Here is a 21,748-nt window from a genome sequence, read left to right as displayed (position 1 = left end):
TTGGTCGGTTAGCATGCCACGGATGTACCGGTATTGATGCGAGTATCAGAATCGCGAGAATTGCGGAAATACACGATTATAATGCAGTAAAGAACGTTTTACACGTGTCACTTGAAACGCTAGGTGTAGACGAACGGTCAGCGCCTCCTCTCGTATGTTATATCTGCGGTAGGTAGCTCCGCATTCCCTCGTCTTAGGGACGCTAAAATAATAAAGACGCTATACCCGTCTTGACTGCGGATAGATATAAAGCAGTCGGCTACCAAACGCAATCAGAACGAGGCTTCCGCCATCACGGCGGAGGTCTTTTTGTGCTTGCGTTAAAGCGAGCGAATAAGAAACGAAAAGGAGACGATGTGAATGGCGGAAACGCGTATCAAACTAACCGAGCAGCATTTTGCGAAACTTCCCGAAGAGAAAATCGATAAAGCAGTCGGAGGTCTGGAGTATAACGGTCAAGGCGACTTTACCGTTGCGGTAGTCGAATTATTTAAGTCAGACGGAACTATCGAGGTATTATCGCGTTCTTGGGCGACAAACAATGCGATTCTAGAAGGTTTAGGAGATCCTGCGCGAAGATCTTATATGGAAGACGGACAGCTCGATACGGTCGAAAAAGATTTCGTCAGTTGGGAGCCGATCGTTGAGTGGTTTGTTGACATCCGTAAAAATTACGACATTAAAACGATTGGATATGATCCTTACAGTTCCGGATTTATCGCACGGGAGTTGGAGAAAGAGGGGTTCGAAACAGTCTCGATTACTCAGTCGGGAAGTAACGTAGAACCGACGCTTTATTCATTGAGCGAATTAATGCCGAAAATATCCTACTCCGGTACGCTGTTTGAGACGTATATCAAAAACTCTAAGATTATGCGGGAGCCTAGTTTAGAGAATTTGCACGGAAGACGAAGATTAAGCGAAAGCACTGCCGGTATCAACGCGTTAATAAACTCTCATTATTGCGCCACTGTACTGTCGGAACCAAAGTCGACCGGAGACAACAACGTAAAAGTTAACGTAGAGGTATCCGAAGCCATAACCGGCCTCAAAGCGCTTCAGCGCGAAGCAAAGGCGGCGACTAAGGCGCTGGCTGAATTGCGGGAGGAGCAGGCGAAGGGTCCTTACAAAGGCGAAAAGGTAGCCGGAAAGAGACTCGTATGGTTGGACGAAGGAGAGAAGATCGTACCTATCACGGAGCCTACGGTTTATCTGGACGGTAAGGAAATCGGTAAAGCACTATCAAGAGAATCTCGTACGAAAAGCTTCCGAAAAGGGGCGCGCTAATGAGCGAGAAGAAACAGCGTCCGTTGCACATGTGTGTAGTTGACGAATATATTAGGCCCGAAATGCCGTCTTATCTCCGCAAAGAAAGGCATCGCTGGATCGAAGGCCTTGCGTGGTCATGCGTTGGACTTACGTGTATAGCGAAGGGCGTTAGCAAAGATGAGGCGATGCACTGTATCGAAAAGGCCGGCGAAGAAATGGGTCTTGTAGATGCCGCAACTTCACTCAAGACGCTATTACATCAACCCTATTTCGAAGGCAGCCGGAGTATTACGGATTTCATCGCGAAAGTTAACCGAGATATGGACGGAATGGAAAGCGAAGAGAAGTTCCGGTTCCTATACGAGAATGTCGGTACAATGGCGATTCGTTTTGTATGGATCTTAATTAAACCGGAGGAGGGCGCAGAGTGAGTAACATCTTTAAACCTGGCGATAAAATAACGATCCACTTTCCGGACGGAAGCCGCAAAACAACAACGGTTGCGAGCCCTTCTTGGGAAAGCACTCTCCGATCAGATACGGAAATGAGGCTCAGTATCAAAGAGGAACGAGATAATTAAACGGGAGGTATGTTAAGTGAACGGATTATTTTACTGCTACTCAACTACGCTAATGCACTTCTTAAAGGCGAATGGGCGCCGCTATAAATTTACGAAGTTGCATCCGCGAACTAATAACCGGATGTGGGTATTCGAAAGAGACGCCGACTTTGGCGCTTTGCTTGACGAATACGACGCCAGAAAGGCGAATGCGAAGGCGCAGTAAGTAGCGCGATTAGTTAACGAAAGGAAGTCGATAGTCAATGCGAGGCCAATTCGAACATTTGGCGCGGGAGGCGCTACAACGGAAAGCTTACGCGATGCAGAAAGAAAACGGACTAACCGGTAATGCACCGATACCACACGACTTATGGCGGCGGTTAGTGCCAATAGCGAGAGAATACGAGAAAGGTAACGGAGCAATAGCGCAACTGTATACGTACTTGCTTGCGCATGTGAACGGGCAGGTTGATAACGACCGGTATATGAGCGCGTTCCCTTCGGTGGATAAGATCGCTGAGGATACGGGGATAGGGCGCAATAGGATAGCGCGGTTGGCTAACGTGTTGGAGGCGGTAGGGCTACTAAAGACAGCGTATGACTATGCGTCGAATAAGCGCGAGAAGTTATATTATCCGCAATATTACAGCGGGTTGAGTGATGCGGAGGTAAGGCGGAGGCTGGACGTTATATACGGTCAATCACCGTAGAGTGACTTACGTTAATCACTGTAGAGTGATTTACCTAAATCACCGTATAGTGACGGTAATAATAACAAACGTAATAATAACGAACTAATAATAACAAACAAATAATAGCGCCTCTATTCGCTTACGCTCATACGATACGCAGATATTAGTAGTCTATTAAGTACCTTATCGCGATTGTACTTAAAAGAATGATAAGAACAAACGAAGGCCTAAGTCACTGTAGAGTGATTGACGCTTTAGTATGTGAAAGGAGGCGATGCCTTGAACTACTACGACAAACACAAGCGCGATCCCGAAGCACGAGCGTTCTATAAGTCGAAGGCATGGACGGAATGCAGAACGTTAGCCTTGAAGCGCGACCACGGCGTATGCCAAGACTGTCTCAAAGAACGTAAGATAACGAAGGCTCAGACGGTTCATCATATCAAAGAACTGCGCGATCATCCGGAACTCGCGCTAACACTCGAAAATCTCGTAAGTTTGTGCAATCCGTGCCACAACCGAAGGCACCCGGAAAAAGGCGCTGGACCGGCTGCGAAAACGGCTAAGAAACGCAGAATAAACGTGGTGAAGGCGCAGGCTAATCCGGAGCTATAGCCCCCCTACCGTTGGGATTTCGAAAGCAAAAACGTAGGGACCGGCGGGGCCCCTTCGCTTGTAGCGCGACCGGAAATTTTACATTAAAGGGGGTAAATCCCCGGATGAAAGGAGCGATCATATGGCGGTACCAACTGCGAAAAGACTGCGCGAATATCTTGGCGACAGGTATACGGAATCGGACGAAGAGCTTATCGATTTATACGTCGATACGCATAAGTTCTACCGCCGATTAAAAAAGGAAGTGGCGGAAAACCCTTTAATGATGCGGCATACGAACAAAGCAGGCGCGGAAAACCTCGTCAAAAATCCGTTAGCGATTGAGCTTACGAAGACGGTTACGACGTTGAATAACCTTCTGAAATCGCTCGATCTTACGCCGGCACAGCGCAAAGAATTAAACGCGGGTGGTGGTGAAAATGACGACGATTACGACGAATTCTAGTCCTACAGAGCTCGAAAAATGGTTCGAAAACTGGCTAAAAACGCAAAAAATGGCCGGATTTATATGCGAAAAACCGGCCGAAAATCTACTTACAACCTTTTACGCAGAGAAAGTTGTCGCGGGAGAAATTAAAGCAAGTGCGAAAAATGTTATGGCATGCAAACGTCATCTTAGAGACTTAGAGCGTGCTGGTACTGACGAATTTCCTTATGTATTTGATATCGAAAAGGGACACCGGCCAATTCGGTATATTGAGAAATACTGTAAGCCTTCGAAAGGTGACTACTCAAAGTTAACGCTTCAGCCGTGGCAGCATTTCGTGATTGGGTCGTTGTACGGTTGGGTCCATCGCGATACTGGACTACGACGTTTCCGCGAAGGACTTGTATTTATCGGACGTAAAAATGGTAAAACGACGATGATTAGTGGTCTAGCTAACTTCGCGATATCAAAAGATAACGAACCTGGGGCGCGTGTTTACGTGTTAGCCAACTCGAAACAGCAGGCCGGGGAGCTTTTCGATGAAAGTCGGGCGATGGTTCAGAAGTCGCCGGCACTTCAGAGAAACATGAAGGAAAACCAAAAAGGGATCTTCGATAATAAATCTTTGAGTCGTATTGAACCTAGAGCATCCGATAGTAAAAAGCTTGATGGACTTAATACTCACCTTGGAATTTTTGATGAGATCCACGAGTTCAAAGAGTTCAAGCTGATAAACGTAATTAAGCGATCTTGGGCTGCGCGAAGACAGCCGATGGTTATTTATATTACGACTGCGGGATACGTTTTAGACGGTCCGTTAGTTGAATATTACGAAGTTGCCTCCGATGTTCTTGAAGGATCGAATGAACAGGACCGAAAATTCTACTTTATTGCGGAATTAGACGACGAAAAGGAGATTGATCAGCCGACTGAATGGATAAAAGCGAACCCGAATATGGGGGTAACGATGAAACTTCCGACGATGGTTCAGGATTACCGGTCGGATAGGGATATCCCGCAAGAAAGAAACGACTGGATTACGAAGCAGTTTAATATGTTCGTAGATAACGGTGAACAAAGCTTTGTAGACTTCGAGGTTATAAAACGCAATAACGGTCATGTTGATCCGGAACCATTGCGTGGCATGAGATGTATCGGCGGCTTCGACTTATCCCAAACGGAAGACTTTACGAGCGCGTGTCTGGAATTTTTACTGCCGGATAATCGCGTTTTTGTTTTGTCTCATTCGTGGGTCCCGGCGGCAAAAGTCGAGAAAGATAACGAGAAAATACCGTACCGAGAGTGGCAAGATGACGGTTATTTGACGATTATTCCGGGCGAATACGTGGAATACGAGTACGTTTACGATTGGTTCGTGGAAATGTCGCGCAAATATCAGATCGATAAGATCACGTTTGACCCGGCGAATGCGATGCGGTTGGTCCAGGACCTGCAGAACTACGGATTCCAAACGGAGGTCGTGCGGCAGGGTTACATTACGCTGAGCGATCCGTTGAAGAACGTCAAAGAATTATTGCTCGACGGGAGAGTCGTATATAACGAGAACAAACTCTTTACGTGGTACTTAAACAACGTCAAACTCGTCGAGGATCGAAACGGAAACTGGCTGCCGACCAAGCAGACGCGCTACCGAAAAATAGACGGCTTTGCTGCGTTCCTTAACGCCCATTCGCAGGTATATCTCGACATGACGAAGCCGGTTGAAGGCGGAAGCGTCGGATTTATCTCGATTAACGATCTATTAAACGGTTAGGAGGTGAGAAAATGGGCTTTTGGAGCAACGTACGAAGCTTTTTCGGAGGCGCAACCGAAGTAAAGGCGGCCGTTAAAAAGGACCTACCGCATTGGTTTATTCCTCGCGCCAGTATTTTCGGCAATTACGGAGAGACAACGCTGGCCGATAACGAAACAGTCTTTTCGGCTGTATCGCGGTTATCAAATACGATGGCAAGCTTACCGATCAAAGCGTATAAAAATTATCAGCCGATCGAGTCGCAGGCATCCGAACTATTAACGTACGCGCCGAACCATAACATGACGTCCGGTGAAATGATCGGACTTTTAGAGACACATCGAGCTGTTTACGGCAATGCTTACGCGATAAAACGGTACGACATTCGTTACGAAGTCATCGGATTAGACGTTTTAGACCCTTCGAGGGTGCAGCCGGTCATTGAAGAAACGTCTCGTGAGCTCTGGTACGAGATATTCGGAGACAATGGAAACTACTTAGTTCACAACATGGATATGATTCACGTTAAGTATACGTCGGTTGACGGCCTCAAAGGAATCTCGCCGTTAAAGGTACTGCGGAATGCGCTCGACTTTGATCGCGATGTAAGGACGTTCAGTCTCGGACAGATGGACGGCGCCAAGATATCGTTTATTCTCAAAGTCGCCAACCAACTCGATGATGACCGGAAACTAGCGATGTTAGAGAACTTCCGGAATTTCTATTCGAACAATGGCGGCATCTTAATTCAAGAACCTGGCGTTGAAATTAAGGATTTAAAGAAGGAATTCATCGATACAAAGGCGTTTGAGGTCGAAAAAGTGACCCGTTCAAGGGTTGCGCAGGCTTTTAACATTCCGTTATACATGCTCGGTGAGACGCAGGGCAGCGTATCTAATATGGAGCAACTTTACATTGACTATGTACAAGGCACGCTGATGCCTATCGCAACTCAATACGAAAAGGAATTTAACCGGAAGCTGCTGACCGAAAAGGAACGCAAGGCCGGTTATTATTTTAAGTTCAGTATGAACGCGTTATTGCGCGGAGACATGCAGACTCGCGGTAATTTCTATCAACAAGGCATCCGGAGCGGCTGGTTTAAGCCGAATGAGGTGCGTGCGTGGGAGGATTTACCGCCAGAAAAAGGCGGAGATACGCTTTATTTGAGCAAAGACTTATTCCCGATCGATCAAGTCGCACAGCAGAAAATTACGAGCACCGACGCACCGACGCCTCCAACGTTAAAAACTAACGAAGATGATAACGAAGACTCGAAGGGAGGTGAGGACGATAAAGAAGTTCTGGGAGATCAAAGCGGCGAAGAATGACGCTAAGGCTGGCGAGGTTTACATTTACAGCGAAATCAGTTCGGCTCAATTTTGGGGCGACGAAGTAACAGCGCAGACTTTTAAGGCGGATTTAGACGAACTGGGCGACGTTTCTACGCTAAATATCTATATTAACTCGCCTGGCGGGTCCGTTTTCGAAGGAAATTCGATCTACAACATCATAAAACGGCACAAAGCCCACGTTAACGTTTACGTAGACGGGCTGGCGGCCAGTATCGCAAGCGTCATCGCAATGTCCGGTGACGCTATTTTTATGCCCGCAAACGCGATGATGATGATCCACAACCCGTGGACGTTAGCGCAGGGTAATGCGGACGAACTCCGTAAGCAAGCCGATGACATGGACCGTATTCGCGAAAGTCTTATCGAGGCTTATCTCGGAAAAGCAGGCGAAAAGCTTGACCGCGACCGTTTAATCGCGCTTTTGGACGCAGAAACGTGGCTTACAGCCCAAGAATGTCTCGAATTAGGGCTCTGCGACAGCATCGAAGCGCCGAATTCAGTGGCTGCGAAGGTAGATACGAAGTTATTCGCGAGTTACCGTAATACTCCGGACGCTTTACTTAATCAAACGCAAGAAGACGAAAAACAGGCGGAAAAAGAGCGCCTGGAACGCGAGCAACTTATCGCGGAAGCACAAACCAACTTACTAAAACTCAAAAATGGGGGAATTATTTAATGGAACTATTTGATCTGAAGGCTAACTTAAACACAGTAGGTACACAATTGGCGACAGTAGAAAAAGAAATCATGAACAAAGCTGCTGATCCGAACGCTTCTATCGAAGATGTTAGAGCTCTTAAACAAAAGAAAGATGACCTTAAAGAGCGTATGGACATCCTTCAAAACCAACATGATTCTTTAGAGCGCGAGCAAAAAGCTAAAATCCAAGCGAGCTTAGAGAAAGCACAAGCTGGTGTATCTGCGGGTCTATCTAGTAACGATCCTGAGGTGCAAAAAATTTCAGCTAAAGCCGGATTCATTCGCGCAGCTGTACGTAAAGAAGTTCCTGCACAAGAAGTTAGAGCGGTTTTAGGAGATAACAATGGAACTGGTGGCGAAAAACTCCTTCCTAAAACAGTTTCACAAGAGCTTTTACATGAACCTTTTGTAACAAACCCACTACGCAGTGTATCAACTTACACTAACGTTACTAATCTTGAAATTCCTAAAGTGGACTTTTCTTTAGATGATGACGACTTCATTCAAGATACACAGACTGCTAAGGAACTCGAAGTTGAAGGTTCAGTCGTTACTTTCGGTCGTCGTAAGTTCAAAGTTAAAGCTAAAATCTCTGAAACTATTTTGGCTGCGACTGATACAGATTTGGTTTCAACAGTTGAGAGAGCTCTTCAGTCCGGTTTAGCTGCAAAAGAAAAGAAAGTTTCTTTCGCTGTGACTCCGAAAACTGGCGAAGAAGAAATGTCCTTCTACGGTGCCGGAATCAAAGAAGTTCCAGGAGATAGCACATATAAAGCAATCAAAGCGGCGATCGCTGATCTTGCAGAAGATTTCCGTGATAACGCAAAAGTTATGATGCGCTACTCTGATTACCTTGAAATGATCGAAACTCTTGCGAACGGCAGCGCAACGCTTTACAACGCTCAACCAGAGCAAATCATCGGTAAACCGGTTGTATTCTCTGATGCTGCGGTTAAGCCTATCGTCGGTGATTTCCGTTACTCTCACTTTAACTACGATCCAGCGATCCAATACGAAAGCGACAAAGATATCAGCACAGGCGAGAACTTATTCGTTCTGACTGCTTGGTTCGATCACAAAATCAAACTTAAATCCGCTTTCCGTATCGCGTCCGTTGTAACTGCGCCCTAATGCGCCCCAAGGGTTAACGGCGACTCCTAAAGATACATCGGTGTCCCTTAGCTGGGACGCCGTAGCCTTTAACGGGGGCATTAAAGAATACGAGGTATACAGAGACGGATTATCTATCGGAACGCGCGTAGGAACATCGTTTGCAGACAGCGGCTTGACGCAATTAACAACGTATAAATACCAGGTTCGCGCAATTCCTAACGTCGGCGATCCGTCACCACTTAGCGCCGAACTTTCGGTTACAACGTTAGCGACCGAACCTACAAGCGTTAATGTAACGGAATCTTCCAAGACCTTAACGGTCGGCGATACGTACCAGATTAACGCAACAGTTTCGCCTTCAGGCGCAGACCAAAACGTTACCTATACGTCTAGCAGCACCGCAACAGCAACCGTATCAAGCTCCGGCTTAGTAACGGCTAAAGCGGCGGGCACTACTACGATCACAGTCGCGTCCAAGGTTAAACCTTCGGTTAAGACGACGGTTGCTATTACCGTTAACGAACCGACACCACCGGCAGGTGAATAACGATGGCTCTTACGCTTGAGGAAGCAAAAGAATACTTGCGGATTGACGGAGATGAGGACGACAACCTCGTCTCCTTTTTTATTTCCGCAGCAGCCAAGCATATGGAAAACGCAGGCGTAAAGGACACCGAATCGGACCTATACAAAATGGCGGCGCTGATTTACATTGCGGATGCCTATGAAAATAGGACGACAGCCAACAGCGGAACTAAAATCGCCGGCATCATTCTTCAGTTGAGGTGAGCGCGATGGCGGTAAATATCGGAAGTTTAGATAAGCGAATCACGTTTTTGCAGTACGGAAACACAACGAATGACGAAGGGTTTGAGATCGACGGCTGGACGCCAGTTGCTACGGTATGGGCGGCAGTAAAGACGTTACAGGGCCGGGAATATATCGCGGCGGCTACGATTCAGGCCGAGAGAACGACCCGATTTATCATTCGGTATTCAAAGCGGATGAAGTCGCTACTTAACAATAAGATGCGCGTTAGATATGACGGACGAGAGTTCGAGATAAAAAGCATCATCAACGATAACGAAGCGAACGTTACCTTCACGATTATCGGGGAGGAGGTCAACGTTAAGTGAGTTCGAGATCAAACGTTAAAGGAATGCGCGAGTTAATGGCGAGGCTTAATCGGATGGGCCGCGAAGCTCAGACCGTTAAGAAAGGCGCGTTAGAAGCCGGTGCTAAACCGGTATTTGACGAGATGGAGGCACGAAAGCCTAGCGCTCAAAGTAAGATCATGGTCAGCGACGTTAAAGACGACATTATCGAAATTGGCCCGAGCGACCTCGACTTTATATCGCGATTCGCTGAGTTCGGCACAAGTCCGCACTTAGAGAAAGCGAAGAACAAAAAGGTCATGAGCGACGGTTCTACGTTTTACGGAAGAGAAGTCGATCACCCCGGACACCAGGCGATGCCTTTCATTGAGCCGTCTTTCAACGCGAAAAAGAACGAAGCACAGCGCGAAATCAGACGCTATTTAGAAAGGGAGTTATTCCGATGAGTGCGCGGGCGATTGTAAATACGGCGCTTAAACCGTTGGGCGTGCCTGTTGTCTTTCTTAAGTATCGCGGAGAGGACGAAACTTACATTCGGTTTTTCTTCTACGACGAAAAGAGCGCCCTCAATGCGGAGGACGCCGAAGAAGCGACGGGATTTTACGTTCAAGTTGACATTTATACGAAGGACCCAAGCGAATATGCGCGGCTAGAAACCGGCGTTAAGAAACAGCTCGTAGATGCGGGCTTCGGTCGCTTAGGGCAGTACGACCTATACGAAAACGAAACGGAGATATACCACAAGGTGCTCCGTTTTTATTATGCGCAAAATACAGAGGAGGAATAAATTTGGCAGGAACACGGGTTGGTTTACGTGACGTTTACTTTGCGAAATTGATTAAGGATGACGAAACAGGCGTCAGTTACGACGTGCCTGTAAAGGTTGGTAAAGCAATCGAAGCGTCAGTTTCACCGAACACAAACAGCGAAACTTTGAATGCGGATGACGGACCGTCTGAAATCGAGACAGCTTTCGGAGGAACCGAAATCGAAATCGGAGTCGATCAGCTATCTCATGACGTACAGGCGCTTTTACTTGGTCATACCATTAATGCCGATGGCGTACTCGAAAAGAAAGCAACAGATCTGGCGCCATATGGTGCGTTGTTGTTTAGGGCGCAAGTGTCTGGCGGGGGTTATAAGTTATACGCATTTTATAAAGGGAAATTCCAGTTACAAGAAGAATCTTTCGCGACTAAAACAGATAGTCCGGAATTCCAAACAGACTCAATCACAGGAACATTTATGCGTCGTGCGTACGATGAAGTTTGGTCTCGTTCTGTGTTTACAGAAGGCGAAGGGGTTAATAAAACAGTCGTTAACGAATGGTTCACGAAAGTTTACGAACCAGCTGCGTCTACGCCTGCGCCTCCTCCGGAAGAGAATACAGGAGCTTAATAGATTTATAACGGAGAGTTCGGCTACGGTCGGCTCTCTTTTTATTTGACTACTTAAAAACAAAAACTAGGAGAGTGTTCATATGCAAATCACATTACTTATTAACGGTGAAGAAAAGGTATTTAGCGCGCCATTTATTAAAGGAAGAATGCTTCGCGAAGCTATTAAACTTTCGAAAACAAGCAACTTTGATGACCTAGACGTAGGCGATCTTGATAACCTCGTTGATTACGTTGTTCGCGTTTATGACGGTCAGTTCTCACTTGACGAATTCTACGACGGGATTTCTTCCGAAAAAATGATCTCAACAATCTCCGACACGATCCAAGGTGTTGTAGGAACGGTTAATGCGGGCGTTGAACCATCAGAAGCTGCGAAATCAGAAGGCGAAGCCACTGCGGAGACTCCGGCAAAAAACTAACGCCGGGGTACCTTTTCCCCTTAGACTTCCTCGAAAAGCTTGAACATGACATTAAAAAGCTTTATCTCGATAGCATGGAGCGGCCACAAGATATTTATTACCTCGACGAAATGGATATCGGTTGGTTTTTCGAACTCATGCAATACTCGGACAACGGTAAAACCAGCAAATCCGGTTCAACGGGTGGCAGTACGAAGGAAGTCTATATCGATCAGGTACTCGGTTTTTAGAAAGGAGGTAAAGCATGGCAGAATCACTCGGCTCCTTACGCGTCAGTATCGGGTTAGAAAGCGCTGACCTTACGCGGGGCCTTGCGGATATCAACCGTAAACTTGGTGCGTTAAACAGCGAATTTAAAGCGACGATGGCTGGCGCAGGTAAATTTGATAACAGCCTCGACACATTAAACCAAAAGGCCAACGTACTTAACCGTACGATGCAAGTGCACAAAGCGAAACTATCCGATCTTAAACGTCAATACGAAGAGAGCGCGCGAACCAAAGGGAAAGATGCGGCTGCCTCCGTCAAGCTATTAACGCAATATAACAAAGCGTTAGCGGCAATGAAAAAGACCGAGGATCAACTTGACCTCGTAAATAAACGGATTAAGGAACAGAGCACAGGTTTCGCACAGCTAGGCGCCAAGCTTAACGCAAGCGTAAATACGATCACGACGAAAATGCGTGCGCTTGATGCGGCGTTTAGAGCGTCAACGGCTGGCGTTGATAACTTCGGATCGACCTCGGACCAACTGAGGCAGAAAGCCGACCACTTAAATAAATCGATTGATCTTCAGCAACAGCGCCTTAAAGACCTTCGCCGTTTATATCTCGAAGCCAAACGCGCAAAAGGCGCCGATGCACAAGAAACGCAAGAACTTAGCGCACGCATGAACGAAGCCACCGCACAACTGCGCGAAACGCAGGCGCAATTAAGGGCGACCACCACGCAAATCGATCAGCAAGCTAACGCATGGCATCGGATGGGAACGCGGGCGCAAGAAAGCGGTGAGAACCTTCGGACGGTAGGCGGTAACTTACAGTCAATCGGTGCGGATATCGCTACGTCTTTCGGTGCGGCAACATTAGCGGTCGGTGGTGCGCTCGGTCTTGCGACTAAGAAATCGATGGACTTCGAGCAGCAAATGTCAAACGTTAAGTCGGTCATGGACCCGGCAGAGGCGAACAAATACAGCGATGCTTTAACGAACCTAGCGGTGAAGCTCGGTGCGGATACGAAATACAGCGCATTAGAAGCGGCGCAAGGTATGGAAGAACTCGTCAAAGCCGGTGTATCAACGAAAGACATTATGGACGGCGGCCTTTCCGGCGCGCTTTCGTTAGCAACGGCGGGCGGCCTTGAACTGGCAGACGCAGCTGAAATCGCATCAACAGCGCTTAACGCTTTCAAAGACGATAACCTGAGCGTATCAAAAGCGGCTGACATTCTCGCAGGTGCCGCCAACGCATCGGCAACATCAGTCGAGGAGATGAAATACGGACTTTCGATGACGTCTGCGGTAGCTGCCGGAATGGGGCTATCGTTTAAAGATACGTCGACGGCATTAGCTGTCTTCGCGCAGAACGGACTAAAAGGTTCGGATGCTGGTACGTCACTCAAAACGATGCTCAGCCGTTTGGTTCCGATGACAGATGGCGCGTATACGACGATGGAATCTCTCGGACTTGTTACGTTGGATACGAACAAAGCATTCGGAGTTTTATCTGAAAAAGGCTTTAAGCCGGCCAGCAAAAACCTCGGAGACATTTATACCGCGTTAGAAAAATACGTGGCAGAGACTTCGGGCGCAAAGAAAGGTACGAAAAGTTTCGAAAAGGCATTTACGAACGCCTCTAATGCGTTAGGGATCATGGATAATAAGTTTTTTGATGCGCAAGGAAACATCAAAAGTATGACGGAAATCTCCGGCGAACTTTCGAAAGCTCTCGATGGAATGTCTGCGAAGGATAAGCAGGAAGCGCTATACAAGATATTCGGATCTGATGCTATTCGTGGCGCTTTAATTCTCGGCAAGCAAGGCGCCAAAGGCTTCGATGACATGGCGAAAGCGATGGATAAAATCAAAGCGGCCGACGTCGCTGCCGAGCGTATGAATAACTTAAAAGGGCGAATCGAAGAGCTTTCGGGCGCATTCGAAACAGCGCAGATAAATATCGGAAGCGCACTTACTCCGGTTGTGTCAGCGCTAGTTGGCGTGCTTCAAAAAGTGGTCGACGCGTTCAATAACTTATCGCCAGGTATGCAGAAGTTCGTCGCTATCACTATGGCGGTAGCTGCAGCGATTCTCGGCGTTGTAACTGTTATCGGAGTTCTACTAGCCGGTATAGGAGGCGCATTAGTTGGTATAGGATCGCTACATGTCGCGTGGGGGCTACTTTCCGTCCAAATTGCGGCGGCTGGCGGTATGATGGGTATATTTACGTCAGTCTTAGCGGCCTTAACGAGTCCAATCTCGTTAACAATCGCGGGCATTGCGGCGTTAGTGACCGTTTTTGTACTCGTATATAAACATTCGGAATCCTTGCAGAAGCTTCTCGGCGTAGTATTTAACGGAATAAAAGCCGGCGCTGTGGCCGCATATGAAGGCGCAAAGGTAGCGTTCGACGGAATAGTAGCGGCGGTCGATCGTGTCGCAGCGTATTTGCTCGAAAAAGGACCGGCCATGTGGAACGGATTCGCAGCCGGAGCCGTTAACATAGGAACCGCAATTCAAAGCGGATTTAGTGCGGCGACCGGCGCCATAGGATCGTTCTTTTACTCGATCGGTCAAAAAGCGTCGGAATTCTTCGGCCAAGGTGTCGCAGCTAAAGTATCGGATGCGGCCGGGGTTTTCTTTGCGCAGCTTAAGACGGCTTTCTCAAGCGTGAGCGGCGTGGTTTCTATCGTTGCGCCGACGATCACAGCGTTCGGATTAGCGTTAGCAGGCGTATCGGGACCGATTGGTTTCGCTATTACGGCGTTGGTTAGCTTGACCGGGTTCTTATATCGTCTTTACCAATCGAACGAGCAATTCCGTAACTCGGTGACGACGGTTTGGACGCAAGTATCAAGCGTAATCAGCAGCGCAATGACGGCGTTACAACCGGTATTTGATGCGTTTAGTCAATACTTCGGTCAGATTGCGGCTGAACTAGCGCCACAGTTTGCGGAGACAATGAACGTTATGGTTACGAGTCTAGCGACGTTAAGACCGGCATTTGCGGATTTAGGTGCGGCAATCGCAGAACTCGGACCAGCATTCGCGCAATTAGGTACGACATTCGTAAGTTTAGCGGGGACACTCGGCGTGGCGTTTTCGGAAGCAGTCGTTGAGATTACGCCTTTACTCGGACAATTGGCGAGTGCTTTTGCGCAAGTGCTTCCGGGAATCATCAGTTTGGTAAGCGGTCTATTAAGCGTGTGGGTTCAGGTTCAAGGTACGCTGTTACAGGTAATTACGGCGATCGTAACGGCGGTACTTCCGGTGCTTGTCGAAGGGTTTACGTCATTACTGCCGATTATTCTCAGTGTCGTCCAAGCAGTCTTTCCAGTAGTCTTGAGTCTTATTAAAGCAATTGCACCGGTGATTCAGATGATCGCGACTACAGTTCTGCCGATTTTACTGAGCGCAGTTCAAGCGATTTTTCCGGTTGTTCTGGCAATCATTAAAGCAGCAATGCCAGTCGTAGTTGTTATCATCCAGTTAGTCGCGACAGTAATTAAGGATCTGGTAATTAACGTACTTCCGTTAATTTTAGAAGTTGTAAAAGCTGTATTTCCATTAATAGTTCCGATTATTAAAGTAGCGGCGCAAATAATAATTGTTGTGCTTAAATCAGCTGCAGCCATAATTAAAAACGTCTTGATTCCGGCTATTAAGTTTATTCTAAAGATCGTTCAAATGGTTTTTCCGATAATAGTTTCAGTAATCAGAACAGCGCTAAATATCGTTACAAACGTTATTAAACTATTTTCCGCCCTTCTAAAGGGAGACTGGAAGGCAGCATGGAACGCAGTTTTAAATATCCTAAAGTCAATTTTTGGTCCAATAGTAGATAAGATTAAAAACATGGTAGAAGCGATATCTACTCGATGGCTATACCTTAAATCAAAAGTAGCTCGTCTAACTTTAGAATTAAAGCGTAATGTTATTAATCGATTTAACGATATTGTAGACGGTGCTAAAAAGCTTCCAGGAAGAATTGGCGACGGTATTAAGAGTATGGCTGACAAAGCTGTGAAGGGCGTCAAAGCTCTCGGCAACAAAATGATCGGCGGCTTTGAAGGCGTCGTAAACGGACTTACGCAGAGCGGTATCAACAAGGTTCTCGGTCTGATTGGCGTTGACAAAAAGCATTACATTCCGAAGTTAGAGATTCCTAGATACGCGAAAGGTACGTCAGCAGGCGGACATCCAGGCGGTCCAGCGATACTTGGCGACGGAGGCGGTCCAGAGCTGTTCCGCACACCTTCCGGATTTACCGGCCTAAGCCCCGGCAGAGATACGCTGTTTAACTTACCGAAAGGGACGCAAGTCCTTCCGCACGATATGACGAAAAAGCTTATCGCGCAAGGAATCCCGGCCTTCAAGAAAGGTACGAAGAAGAAAAACCTATTCGAAAAAGGCATCGACGCAGTTTCTGGCGCAAAAGACACCGTTGTAAACGTAGCGAAAGGCGCCGTAAACAAGGTCAAAGAATTCGCGTTTGACGTATGGGACTACGTATCAGATCCGAAGAAACTAGTCTCGAAAGTTGTCGGTAGCCTCGGTCTGAAGCTCCCGGAAATCTCTGGCGTATTCGGCAACATGGCGAAGGGAGCCTACGAAAAGGTTAAGTCGTCGATGGTGGGTTTCGTTAAGAAGCATATCGAAGATTTTGGCGGCGGATTCGGAAGTGGCGAAAAGGCAACCGGCAACGTTAAGCAGTGGATTCGAAAAGCGATGGCGATTACGAAAGTTCCGAGTAGTTGGTTCGGTCCATTAACGACTATGGCTATGAAGGAATCCGGAGGACGTACCGGCCCATCTACGATAAACAAGTGGGACATTAACTGGAAGCGCGGAACTCCATCGATGGGGCTCATGCAGACGATTAGAACTACGTTTGACTCGCACAAGATGAAAGGCATGGGCGACATCATGAATCCGGTACACAACGCGGTTGCAGCCATTCGGTATATCATCTCGCGCTACGGAACGGTGTTCAATACGCCGGGCATCAAATCAATGCGCGCAGGCGGTCCGTACAAAGGTTATAAAATCGGAGACATCGTAACGCAAAAACAACTCGCTTGGGTTGCGGAAGAAGGTCCGGAAGCAGTCATACCGTTGCAGAACAACCGTCAGCGGGCGATTCAGCTTTGGAAGTCTACGGGTGATAAGCTCGGCGTTTCAAACGAAGGGCAAAGCGCGGCTCTCACAGCGCAACTTATTAACTTACTCGAAAAACAAAACGCGATTTCTAGCGAACAACTAAACGCGACAAAGGCGCTCGGCGAGAAAGAAACGGCGCTATACCTCGACGGCAAAGCGTTAGACAATCGTAGCGCACGTATTATGAACGCCAAGAAGTTTTCGAAGGGGGTTAGGTAATGTTCGATTTGTTAGTAGATCAGGGAAACGGCGACCAATCGCTACGAAGCCTACTCCCTTTCGTTAGGCTTCAAAGCTTTACGCCGGATTCTCCGAGCATCGGCAGAACAACTTTAGATTTAGCGAATAGGAACGGTCTTGTTCAGCGCCAACGACGAGTTAAGTACAAAGAGCGCAAAATCAAGGCCGTTTTTCTTTTGTCCGCAAGATCGCCGGAGCATTTCTATTTATATCGGGATGCTCTTGCGAAGCTTTTCGTTCAAGACGTGCCGTATTATATTACGCATACATTTACGCCAGGTGTTCGTTGGAAAGTCGTATGTGATGACGTATTTGATCGCGAAAAGAATCGGGAGAAAAACTATAGAGAAATCGAACTCGAATTCATCGCGCTAGACGGTTTGTCGGAATCGAAATACACGTCCGAGACAGCGCTAAACGTTGCCGGCGAGCATTTCTTTCCGGGCATGAATATTCCGGATCAGAACGATATTCCTTACCGATTTAAGGATGTAGCGGATTTTAAAGTCTACAACGCGTCGGACGTTACGATTTACCCGACAGAGCACGACTACACGGTCGAGATGTATTTGGCCGGCACCAATATAACGGTCGCCAATCGCACGACAGGCGAATCCTTGACGATTAAAACAACGCTTAACTCGACGCAGAAAGTCGAAATAAGACGCCAATACGTATTTGTAAATGATTCGGCCGGGGTTAAAACCTCCGGTCGTTTTCCGTCTATGGCGCCCGGCTATAACAGCTTTTACGTACAGAACGCGAGCGCGATTGATATTCGGTTTAAAACACGTTTCTACTATAAATAAAGGAGGGGCGGTCTATCAAACAACTATTCGTACAGTCGGTAGATACCGGGGAACAACAGGAAATCCTCGATATAGATGTAGCGCCGTCTCTCAAAGTAGGGACGGACGGGAAAAAGGAACTTAGCTTTACGATCGAGCTTACGTATGACAACCAACTCGCGTTTAATCTATTAACGGAAACTAACCTACTGATAGTCGACGAAAAGACGTACGGAGCTCAGCGCTATTTCATTACGGATGTTGAAAAAGAACAAGTCGATGAATCCTTAACGAAGGTCATTACGGCCCACCACATGTATACGATGCGTCTCAATAACCATTTTGTTAACGAAGAACTATCCGGCACGCTTTCGTTATCCAAGGCGCTAAGCCATGCGTTATCAGGAAGCGGCTTCAGGTACGATATTTCAGGGGATGCTGCGAATGTTTCTTCCGTAGTTCAAGAAAACTTCGGTAATAAAAACGGCATTGAACTTATGGACGAAATTGTCGAGGATTACAAAGTCGAGCTCGCAGTCGATAACGATATGATTTACGTTCACAAAAAACTTGGCCAGGCGCGAAACTTTAGGCTTGATACGCGCTATAACATCGAAGGCATAACGATAAAAACTTCATCGCAAAGTATTACGACACGGGCGTGGGGATTCGGAAAGAAAGATGATAATACCGGCAAGTACGCATTTGAGCCGTTTCAATATATCCATCCGGACGAAAATTACTTCTTGCTCGACGGCCGACCTCGGTATGCCGCTTCGATAGTAGACGATCGCTATACGTCAAAATCGAGCATGGAGGCAGCGCTAAAGGAAATCGTAAATCCTTATCCGCAAATAACTATTTCCGTTAGGCCTATCGCGTTTTACGATCCGTTGCTGGACGGACGCGAAGACGAATTTGATATCGGCGATTCAATTAGCATTATTGCGGACACACTCATCGCTGGAACTACGTATGAGGATACGGTCCGGATCGTCGAAATGACATACAATCCGTTGGACAAATACGATGCGCCGGAATTAACGCTTGCAAACGTAAGCAAATCGGTGCTCGATATGCAGGTCGAAGAGATGTTGCGGATTCGTAATCAAGAGAACTATATCCAATCGCGCACCAATGAAATAAGGCGGGAAATTTCAAGCGATATGACGACCACAACGCAGGTTCTCGAAGCGGCCACTTACGTAGATTTTACGAAGCAATCGCCGGAGTTATATGCGCGCCTTAACTTGGCGCACTCGACCGTTATGCAGTCGTTTAATATTGACCGCGTAAATAATCAAATATACGCAACTCAAGTATGGAATGGTGACGGCAAGAACCCGAACATGGAATCGTTTGTTATTACGCGAATGGATTTATCCGGTAAGATGCTCGATTATATGGTCTGTCTTGAAGGCGGCCACGGTACGAATATCGGCCTCGATTGGTCGGCATCCGAAGGCAAAATGTATATCTGGAGCCATTATTATACGTCGGATGTACAACGAACACATACAATCGCTCGCTTTCCGTATCAGCCAGGCGCATCCATCCGTTACAACGATCCGAGCATTCAGCGGACCAAAAACCTTGGCGGAGAAGAATACACGGTAGTTTCGCTTGATATCGAACATAATCTACTATTCTTCCGTCGCGAAAACAAAGTTGTTGCGCAAGATTTAGAGAGCGCCAGAAAAGACGTTCTTAAAACGGTAGACGAAATGACGGTCGATCTTCCATCGGGCACGATCTTTCAGGGCGCGTATATGGACTATCCGTACGTCTATTGGTATACAGGCGACGCAAACGAAGCGACCGATCCGAACATGCTTCGCGTTTATGATATTCGCGGGAACACTACGATTTACGAAAAACGAATTATCTTCGCTAAGAATACGGCGATTAGTTGGGAGGACGATTTCCGCGAACCGGAGGGCGTTCACGTCTATGTCGATCCGAATACGAAAACGCGAACGGTAATAACCGGTTATGCGACCGGAGCGGTCGGCAAACGTATCGCGAAAATTTACGCTTATCGGGAACCTTCCGAAAAGTTGAATACGAGCGCAAGTTTTAATACGGATCTTTACGCAAATGATGACGCAACAAAGAAACTGCGAGCGGTTACTCAAACGTTGATCCTCGAATATAACGGCACGGCCTGGACGGTATCTAACGCGGCAAGATACGTAGCTACGCAGCAAAAGCTAGTTACCAACGTAACTATTAGCGGTAACGATTTGCAGGTCGCGTTTAACGAAAAATACTACAGCTTGTTACATGCGCAAGTCGAGGCGGACATTAACTTGAAGGCGGCGAATGTGCTCGTGGGTACCGATTTAAATCCGGGCGGCGATACGAGCAATATTTTAACACTTGGCTTTGCGCGTAATGGGGCGAGGATAGTTCCGAACAGCACATACGTAACGGCCGGCTCGAAAATATCCGTCTTATTAATGACGGCCAATCCGTCAGATTAACGCAAAGGAGGACGATCATGGCGATTAAATTGATAAAAACGTATTCTCCGAATGAAAATGCGACGCGCCTTAAGCAGCAAGAACAAGACGCGCAAACTATCGAGGATGCGCTAAATAAGCAAAGCAGCGATCTAGATACGCATGAGAACGCAAAAATCGCACACTCGGCGTCACAAATAAGTTACGAAGGTACTAACGTTGATACTGCGCTAAAAGCAGTCAATGCTTACGTTGATAATCTCGTAATTGAAGCGAGTAAGGGCGATAGTAATGCGGAGGTTGTGGCAGCGCGGACGAGTTACGATGGGACTACGGATACTTCGTTAAAGATGCGTTTGGATAGATATGCGCAGAAAACAGATAACGGACAAAATTTTAAATTGACGGCCGACTCAGGTTTGGCGAAACAAGCACTGACGACAGGCGATTTAAATAACATTACAGATCCGGGTGTTTATTGGTGCGATAACAACAATGGAACGTGGGAGATATTAAATGCTCCGGTTCAAACTGCTGGTTGGCTTGAAGTTTTAAAAGCTGCTTATTCGAACGGAACTCTGCAAAGGTATACACCGTACCGAGGAAATGTAACAACAGCAAACAAGCAAAGTACGTATATCAGGAACTACGGTTCAGGTAGTCAATCGTGGGGATTATGGGCGACTTCTGCGGATAAAACAGAAACTGATGCGGCTATTTCTGCGATTAATTCCCAAAAGTTAAATACATCGTCAACTAAGATAACAGATGCCACTATAAGCGGAGAAAGTTACCCTATAGGAGTAACTATCCAAGAATTAGGGACTTCACCAACAGGCTTCCCGTTGAGTTATGGAATGGTTGAAACTGTGAAAATGAACAACGCTCGAATGACTCAGTATTTGTATGCTACAGGTAGCACGGTAACAAACCAAGGATCATGGGCGCGGCATTGGATTTCCGGAACTGGCTGGACACAGTGGTATTCTAATTTCGGCGCGAATTCTTGGTGTAATGTATCAGTAACAAATGAACAAACATTAATACAAAGTGCTACCCAAAAAGTTAAGTTTGATCGAGTTATTTCTGACTCTCTTTCTCAATTTAATACGTCAAATAACCGTTTTATCGCAAAGGTTCGAGGTATGTACATGGTCGGTACCGGTTTATATATAAATCGGAAAAAACATTATAACAACGTCGAGCTAAATTTATACAAGAATGGAACAAGATTTAAAGTTATCCACCAAAACAGACAAGATCCCTATAATCCTGCGTCAGACGAATTTAACCAAGGGCATTATGCTAGTGGTGTTACTGTTCCGTTAGAAGTCGGAGATTATATCGAAATGTTTATCTTCGTCGGAGCTGGTCAGGACTTAACGATTACGGCAAACTCCGGCTGGTATAACTATTTCGATATTTACCGCATCGGTGACATTCCGATGGGGATTTAAGGAGGTTTTAC

Annotated in this window: 22 protein-coding genes; all 22 read left to right on the top strand. The window is 46.9% G+C overall.

Annotated elements, in window-relative coordinates; genetic code table 11:
• Positions 1-360: 360 nt before the first annotated feature.
• The 22 genes from HC660_RS21125 (at position 361) to HC660_RS13860 (ending at position 21,737) form a co-directional block, all read left to right on the top strand.
• The gene (locus tag HC660_RS21125; protein ID WP_244956465.1) at positions 361-1,287 is read left to right on the top strand and encodes a hypothetical protein; all 927 of its coding nucleotides are present in this window, start codon (positions 361-363) and stop codon (positions 1,285-1,287) included.
• The gene (locus HC660_RS13955) at positions 1,287-1,700 is read left to right on the top strand and encodes a hypothetical protein (RefSeq protein WP_168748412.1); all 414 of its coding nucleotides are present in this window, start codon (positions 1,287-1,289) and stop codon (positions 1,698-1,700) included. Before HC660_RS21125 ends, HC660_RS13955 begins: the two co-directional genes overlap by 1 nt.
• Complete coding sequence (locus HC660_RS13950; protein WP_168748411.1) at positions 1,697-1,849, top strand: hypothetical protein; 153 nt, start codon at positions 1,697-1,699, stop codon at positions 1,847-1,849. Before HC660_RS13955 ends, HC660_RS13950 begins: the two co-directional genes overlap by 4 nt.
• A 16-nt stretch (positions 1,850-1,865) precedes the next feature.
• Positions 1,866-2,054, top strand: coding sequence for a hypothetical protein (locus HC660_RS13945; RefSeq protein WP_011197902.1), 189 nt, complete (start codon positions 1,866-1,868; stop codon positions 2,052-2,054).
• A gap of 37 nt (positions 2,055-2,091) precedes the next feature.
• Positions 2,092-2,538: a helix-turn-helix domain-containing protein gene (locus HC660_RS21290; RefSeq protein ID WP_129092596.1), complete on the top strand. Its 447-nt coding sequence runs from the start codon at positions 2,092-2,094 to the stop codon at positions 2,536-2,538.
• A 261-nt stretch (positions 2,539-2,799) separates the two neighbouring features.
• The gene (locus tag HC660_RS13940; RefSeq protein ID WP_168748410.1) at positions 2,800-3,135 is read left to right on the top strand and encodes an HNH endonuclease; all 336 of its coding nucleotides are present in this window, start codon (positions 2,800-2,802) and stop codon (positions 3,133-3,135) included.
• A gap of 121 nt (positions 3,136-3,256) precedes the next feature.
• Positions 3,257-3,580, top strand: coding sequence for a P27 family phage terminase small subunit (locus HC660_RS13935; RefSeq protein ID WP_168748409.1), 324 nt, complete (start codon positions 3,257-3,259; stop codon positions 3,578-3,580).
• Positions 3,555-5,336, top strand: a complete 1,782-nt coding sequence (locus tag HC660_RS13930) for a terminase large subunit (RefSeq protein WP_168748408.1) — start codon at positions 3,555-3,557, stop codon at positions 5,334-5,336. Before HC660_RS13935 ends, HC660_RS13930 begins: the two co-directional genes overlap by 26 nt.
• An 11-nt stretch (positions 5,337-5,347) precedes the next feature.
• Positions 5,348-6,646 carry a phage portal protein gene (locus HC660_RS13925; protein WP_168748407.1) on the top strand — a complete coding sequence of 433 codons (1,299 nt, stop codon included), beginning with the start codon at positions 5,348-5,350 and terminating at the stop codon, positions 6,644-6,646.
• Entirely contained in the window at positions 6,600-7,346 is a 747-nt protein-coding gene (locus HC660_RS13920) for a head maturation protease, ClpP-related (protein WP_168748406.1), read from the top strand. The genes HC660_RS13925 and HC660_RS13920 overlap by 47 nt, the downstream gene beginning before the upstream one ends.
• Entirely contained in the window at positions 7,346-8,500 is a 1,155-nt protein-coding gene (locus tag HC660_RS13915) for a phage major capsid protein (protein ID WP_168748405.1), read from the top strand. The genes HC660_RS13920 and HC660_RS13915 overlap by 1 nt, the downstream gene beginning before the upstream one ends.
• The gene (locus tag HC660_RS13910; protein WP_425321667.1) at positions 8,490-9,029 is read left to right on the top strand and encodes an Ig-like domain-containing protein; all 540 of its coding nucleotides are present in this window, start codon (positions 8,490-8,492) and stop codon (positions 9,027-9,029) included. The genes HC660_RS13915 and HC660_RS13910 overlap by 11 nt, the downstream gene beginning before the upstream one ends.
• A gap of 2 nt (positions 9,030-9,031) precedes the next feature.
• Positions 9,032-9,271 (top strand): head-tail connector protein, encoded by a 240-nt coding sequence (locus tag HC660_RS13905; RefSeq protein WP_168748403.1) that lies wholly within the window; start codon positions 9,032-9,034, stop codon positions 9,269-9,271.
• Positions 9,272-9,276: 5 nt separating this feature from the next.
• Positions 9,277-9,618, top strand: a complete 342-nt coding sequence (locus HC660_RS13900) for a phage head closure protein (protein WP_168748402.1) — start codon at positions 9,277-9,279, stop codon at positions 9,616-9,618.
• Complete coding sequence (locus tag HC660_RS13895; protein ID WP_244956464.1) at positions 9,615-10,043, top strand: HK97-gp10 family putative phage morphogenesis protein; 429 nt, start codon at positions 9,615-9,617, stop codon at positions 10,041-10,043. The genes HC660_RS13900 and HC660_RS13895 overlap by 4 nt, the downstream gene beginning before the upstream one ends.
• Positions 10,040-10,384: a hypothetical protein gene (locus HC660_RS13890; protein WP_168748401.1), complete on the top strand. Its 345-nt coding sequence runs from the start codon at positions 10,040-10,042 to the stop codon at positions 10,382-10,384. The genes HC660_RS13895 and HC660_RS13890 overlap by 4 nt, the downstream gene beginning before the upstream one ends.
• 2 nt (positions 10,385-10,386) lie before the next feature.
• Positions 10,387-10,995: a major tail protein gene (locus HC660_RS13885; protein ID WP_168748400.1), complete on the top strand. Its 609-nt coding sequence runs from the start codon at positions 10,387-10,389 to the stop codon at positions 10,993-10,995.
• 82 nt (positions 10,996-11,077) lie between these two features.
• Entirely contained in the window at positions 11,078-11,416 is a 339-nt protein-coding gene (gpG, locus tag HC660_RS13880) for a phage tail assembly chaperone G (RefSeq protein ID WP_168748399.1), read from the top strand.
• Positions 11,417-11,660: 244 nt separating this feature from the next.
• Positions 11,661-17,009 carry a phage tail tape measure protein gene (locus HC660_RS13875; protein ID WP_168748398.1) on the top strand — a complete coding sequence of 1,783 codons (5,349 nt, stop codon included), beginning with the start codon at positions 11,661-11,663 and terminating at the stop codon, positions 17,007-17,009.
• A complete protein-coding gene (locus HC660_RS13870) occupies positions 17,009-17,839 on the top strand; it encodes a phage tail domain-containing protein (RefSeq protein ID WP_168748397.1) in 831 nt (276 codons plus the stop codon). The genes HC660_RS13875 and HC660_RS13870 overlap by 1 nt, the downstream gene beginning before the upstream one ends.
• Entirely contained in the window at positions 17,836-20,301 is a 2,466-nt protein-coding gene (locus HC660_RS13865) for a phage tail protein (RefSeq protein ID WP_168749483.1), read from the top strand. Before HC660_RS13870 ends, HC660_RS13865 begins: the two co-directional genes overlap by 4 nt.
• A gap of 17 nt (positions 20,302-20,318) precedes the next feature.
• The gene (locus HC660_RS13860) at positions 20,319-21,737 is read left to right on the top strand and encodes a hypothetical protein (protein ID WP_168748396.1); all 1,419 of its coding nucleotides are present in this window, start codon (positions 20,319-20,321) and stop codon (positions 21,735-21,737) included.
• Positions 21,738-21,748: the final 11 nt, after the last annotated feature.

Source organism: Bacillus mojavensis, assembly GCF_012648005.1.
GTDB classification, from domain to species: domain Bacteria; phylum Bacillota; class Bacilli; order Bacillales; family Bacillaceae; genus Bacillus; species Bacillus mojavensis.
Note: the sequence above shows the minus strand (reverse complement) of the source record. Positions and strands in the feature narration are given on the sequence as shown.

Excerpts from the sequence above, each read along its gene's own strand:
- HC660_RS21125 (WP_244956465.1), top strand. The coding sequence starts at position 361 with ATGGCGGAAACGCGTATCAAACTAACCGAGCAGCATTTTGCGAAACTT.
- HC660_RS13955 (WP_168748412.1), top strand. The coding sequence starts at position 1,287 with ATGAGCGAGAAGAAACAGCGTCCGTTGCACATGTGTGTAGTTGACGAA.
- HC660_RS21290 (WP_129092596.1), top strand. The coding sequence starts at position 2,092 with ATGCGAGGCCAATTCGAACATTTGGCGCGGGAGGCGCTACAACGGAAA.
- HC660_RS13935 (WP_168748409.1), top strand. The coding sequence starts at position 3,257 with ATGGCGGTACCAACTGCGAAAAGACTGCGCGAATATCTTGGCGACAGG.
- HC660_RS13930 (WP_168748408.1), top strand. The coding sequence starts at position 3,555 with ATGACGACGATTACGACGAATTCTAGTCCTACAGAGCTCGAAAAATGG.
- HC660_RS13925 (WP_168748407.1), top strand. The coding sequence starts at position 5,348 with ATGGGCTTTTGGAGCAACGTACGAAGCTTTTTCGGAGGCGCAACCGAA.
- HC660_RS13915 (WP_168748405.1), top strand. The coding sequence starts at position 7,346 with ATGGAACTATTTGATCTGAAGGCTAACTTAAACACAGTAGGTACACAA.
- HC660_RS13905 (WP_168748403.1), top strand. The coding sequence starts at position 9,032 with ATGGCTCTTACGCTTGAGGAAGCAAAAGAATACTTGCGGATTGACGGA.
- HC660_RS13900 (WP_168748402.1), top strand. The coding sequence starts at position 9,277 with ATGGCGGTAAATATCGGAAGTTTAGATAAGCGAATCACGTTTTTGCAG.
- HC660_RS13890 (WP_168748401.1), top strand. The coding sequence starts at position 10,040 with ATGAGTGCGCGGGCGATTGTAAATACGGCGCTTAAACCGTTGGGCGTG.
- gpG (WP_168748399.1), top strand. The coding sequence starts at position 11,078 with ATGCAAATCACATTACTTATTAACGGTGAAGAAAAGGTATTTAGCGCG.
- HC660_RS13875 (WP_168748398.1), top strand. The coding sequence starts at position 11,661 with ATGGCAGAATCACTCGGCTCCTTACGCGTCAGTATCGGGTTAGAAAGC.
- HC660_RS13870 (WP_168748397.1), top strand. The coding sequence starts at position 17,009 with ATGTTCGATTTGTTAGTAGATCAGGGAAACGGCGACCAATCGCTACGA.
- HC660_RS13860 (WP_168748396.1), top strand. The coding sequence starts at position 20,319 with ATGGCGATTAAATTGATAAAAACGTATTCTCCGAATGAAAATGCGACG.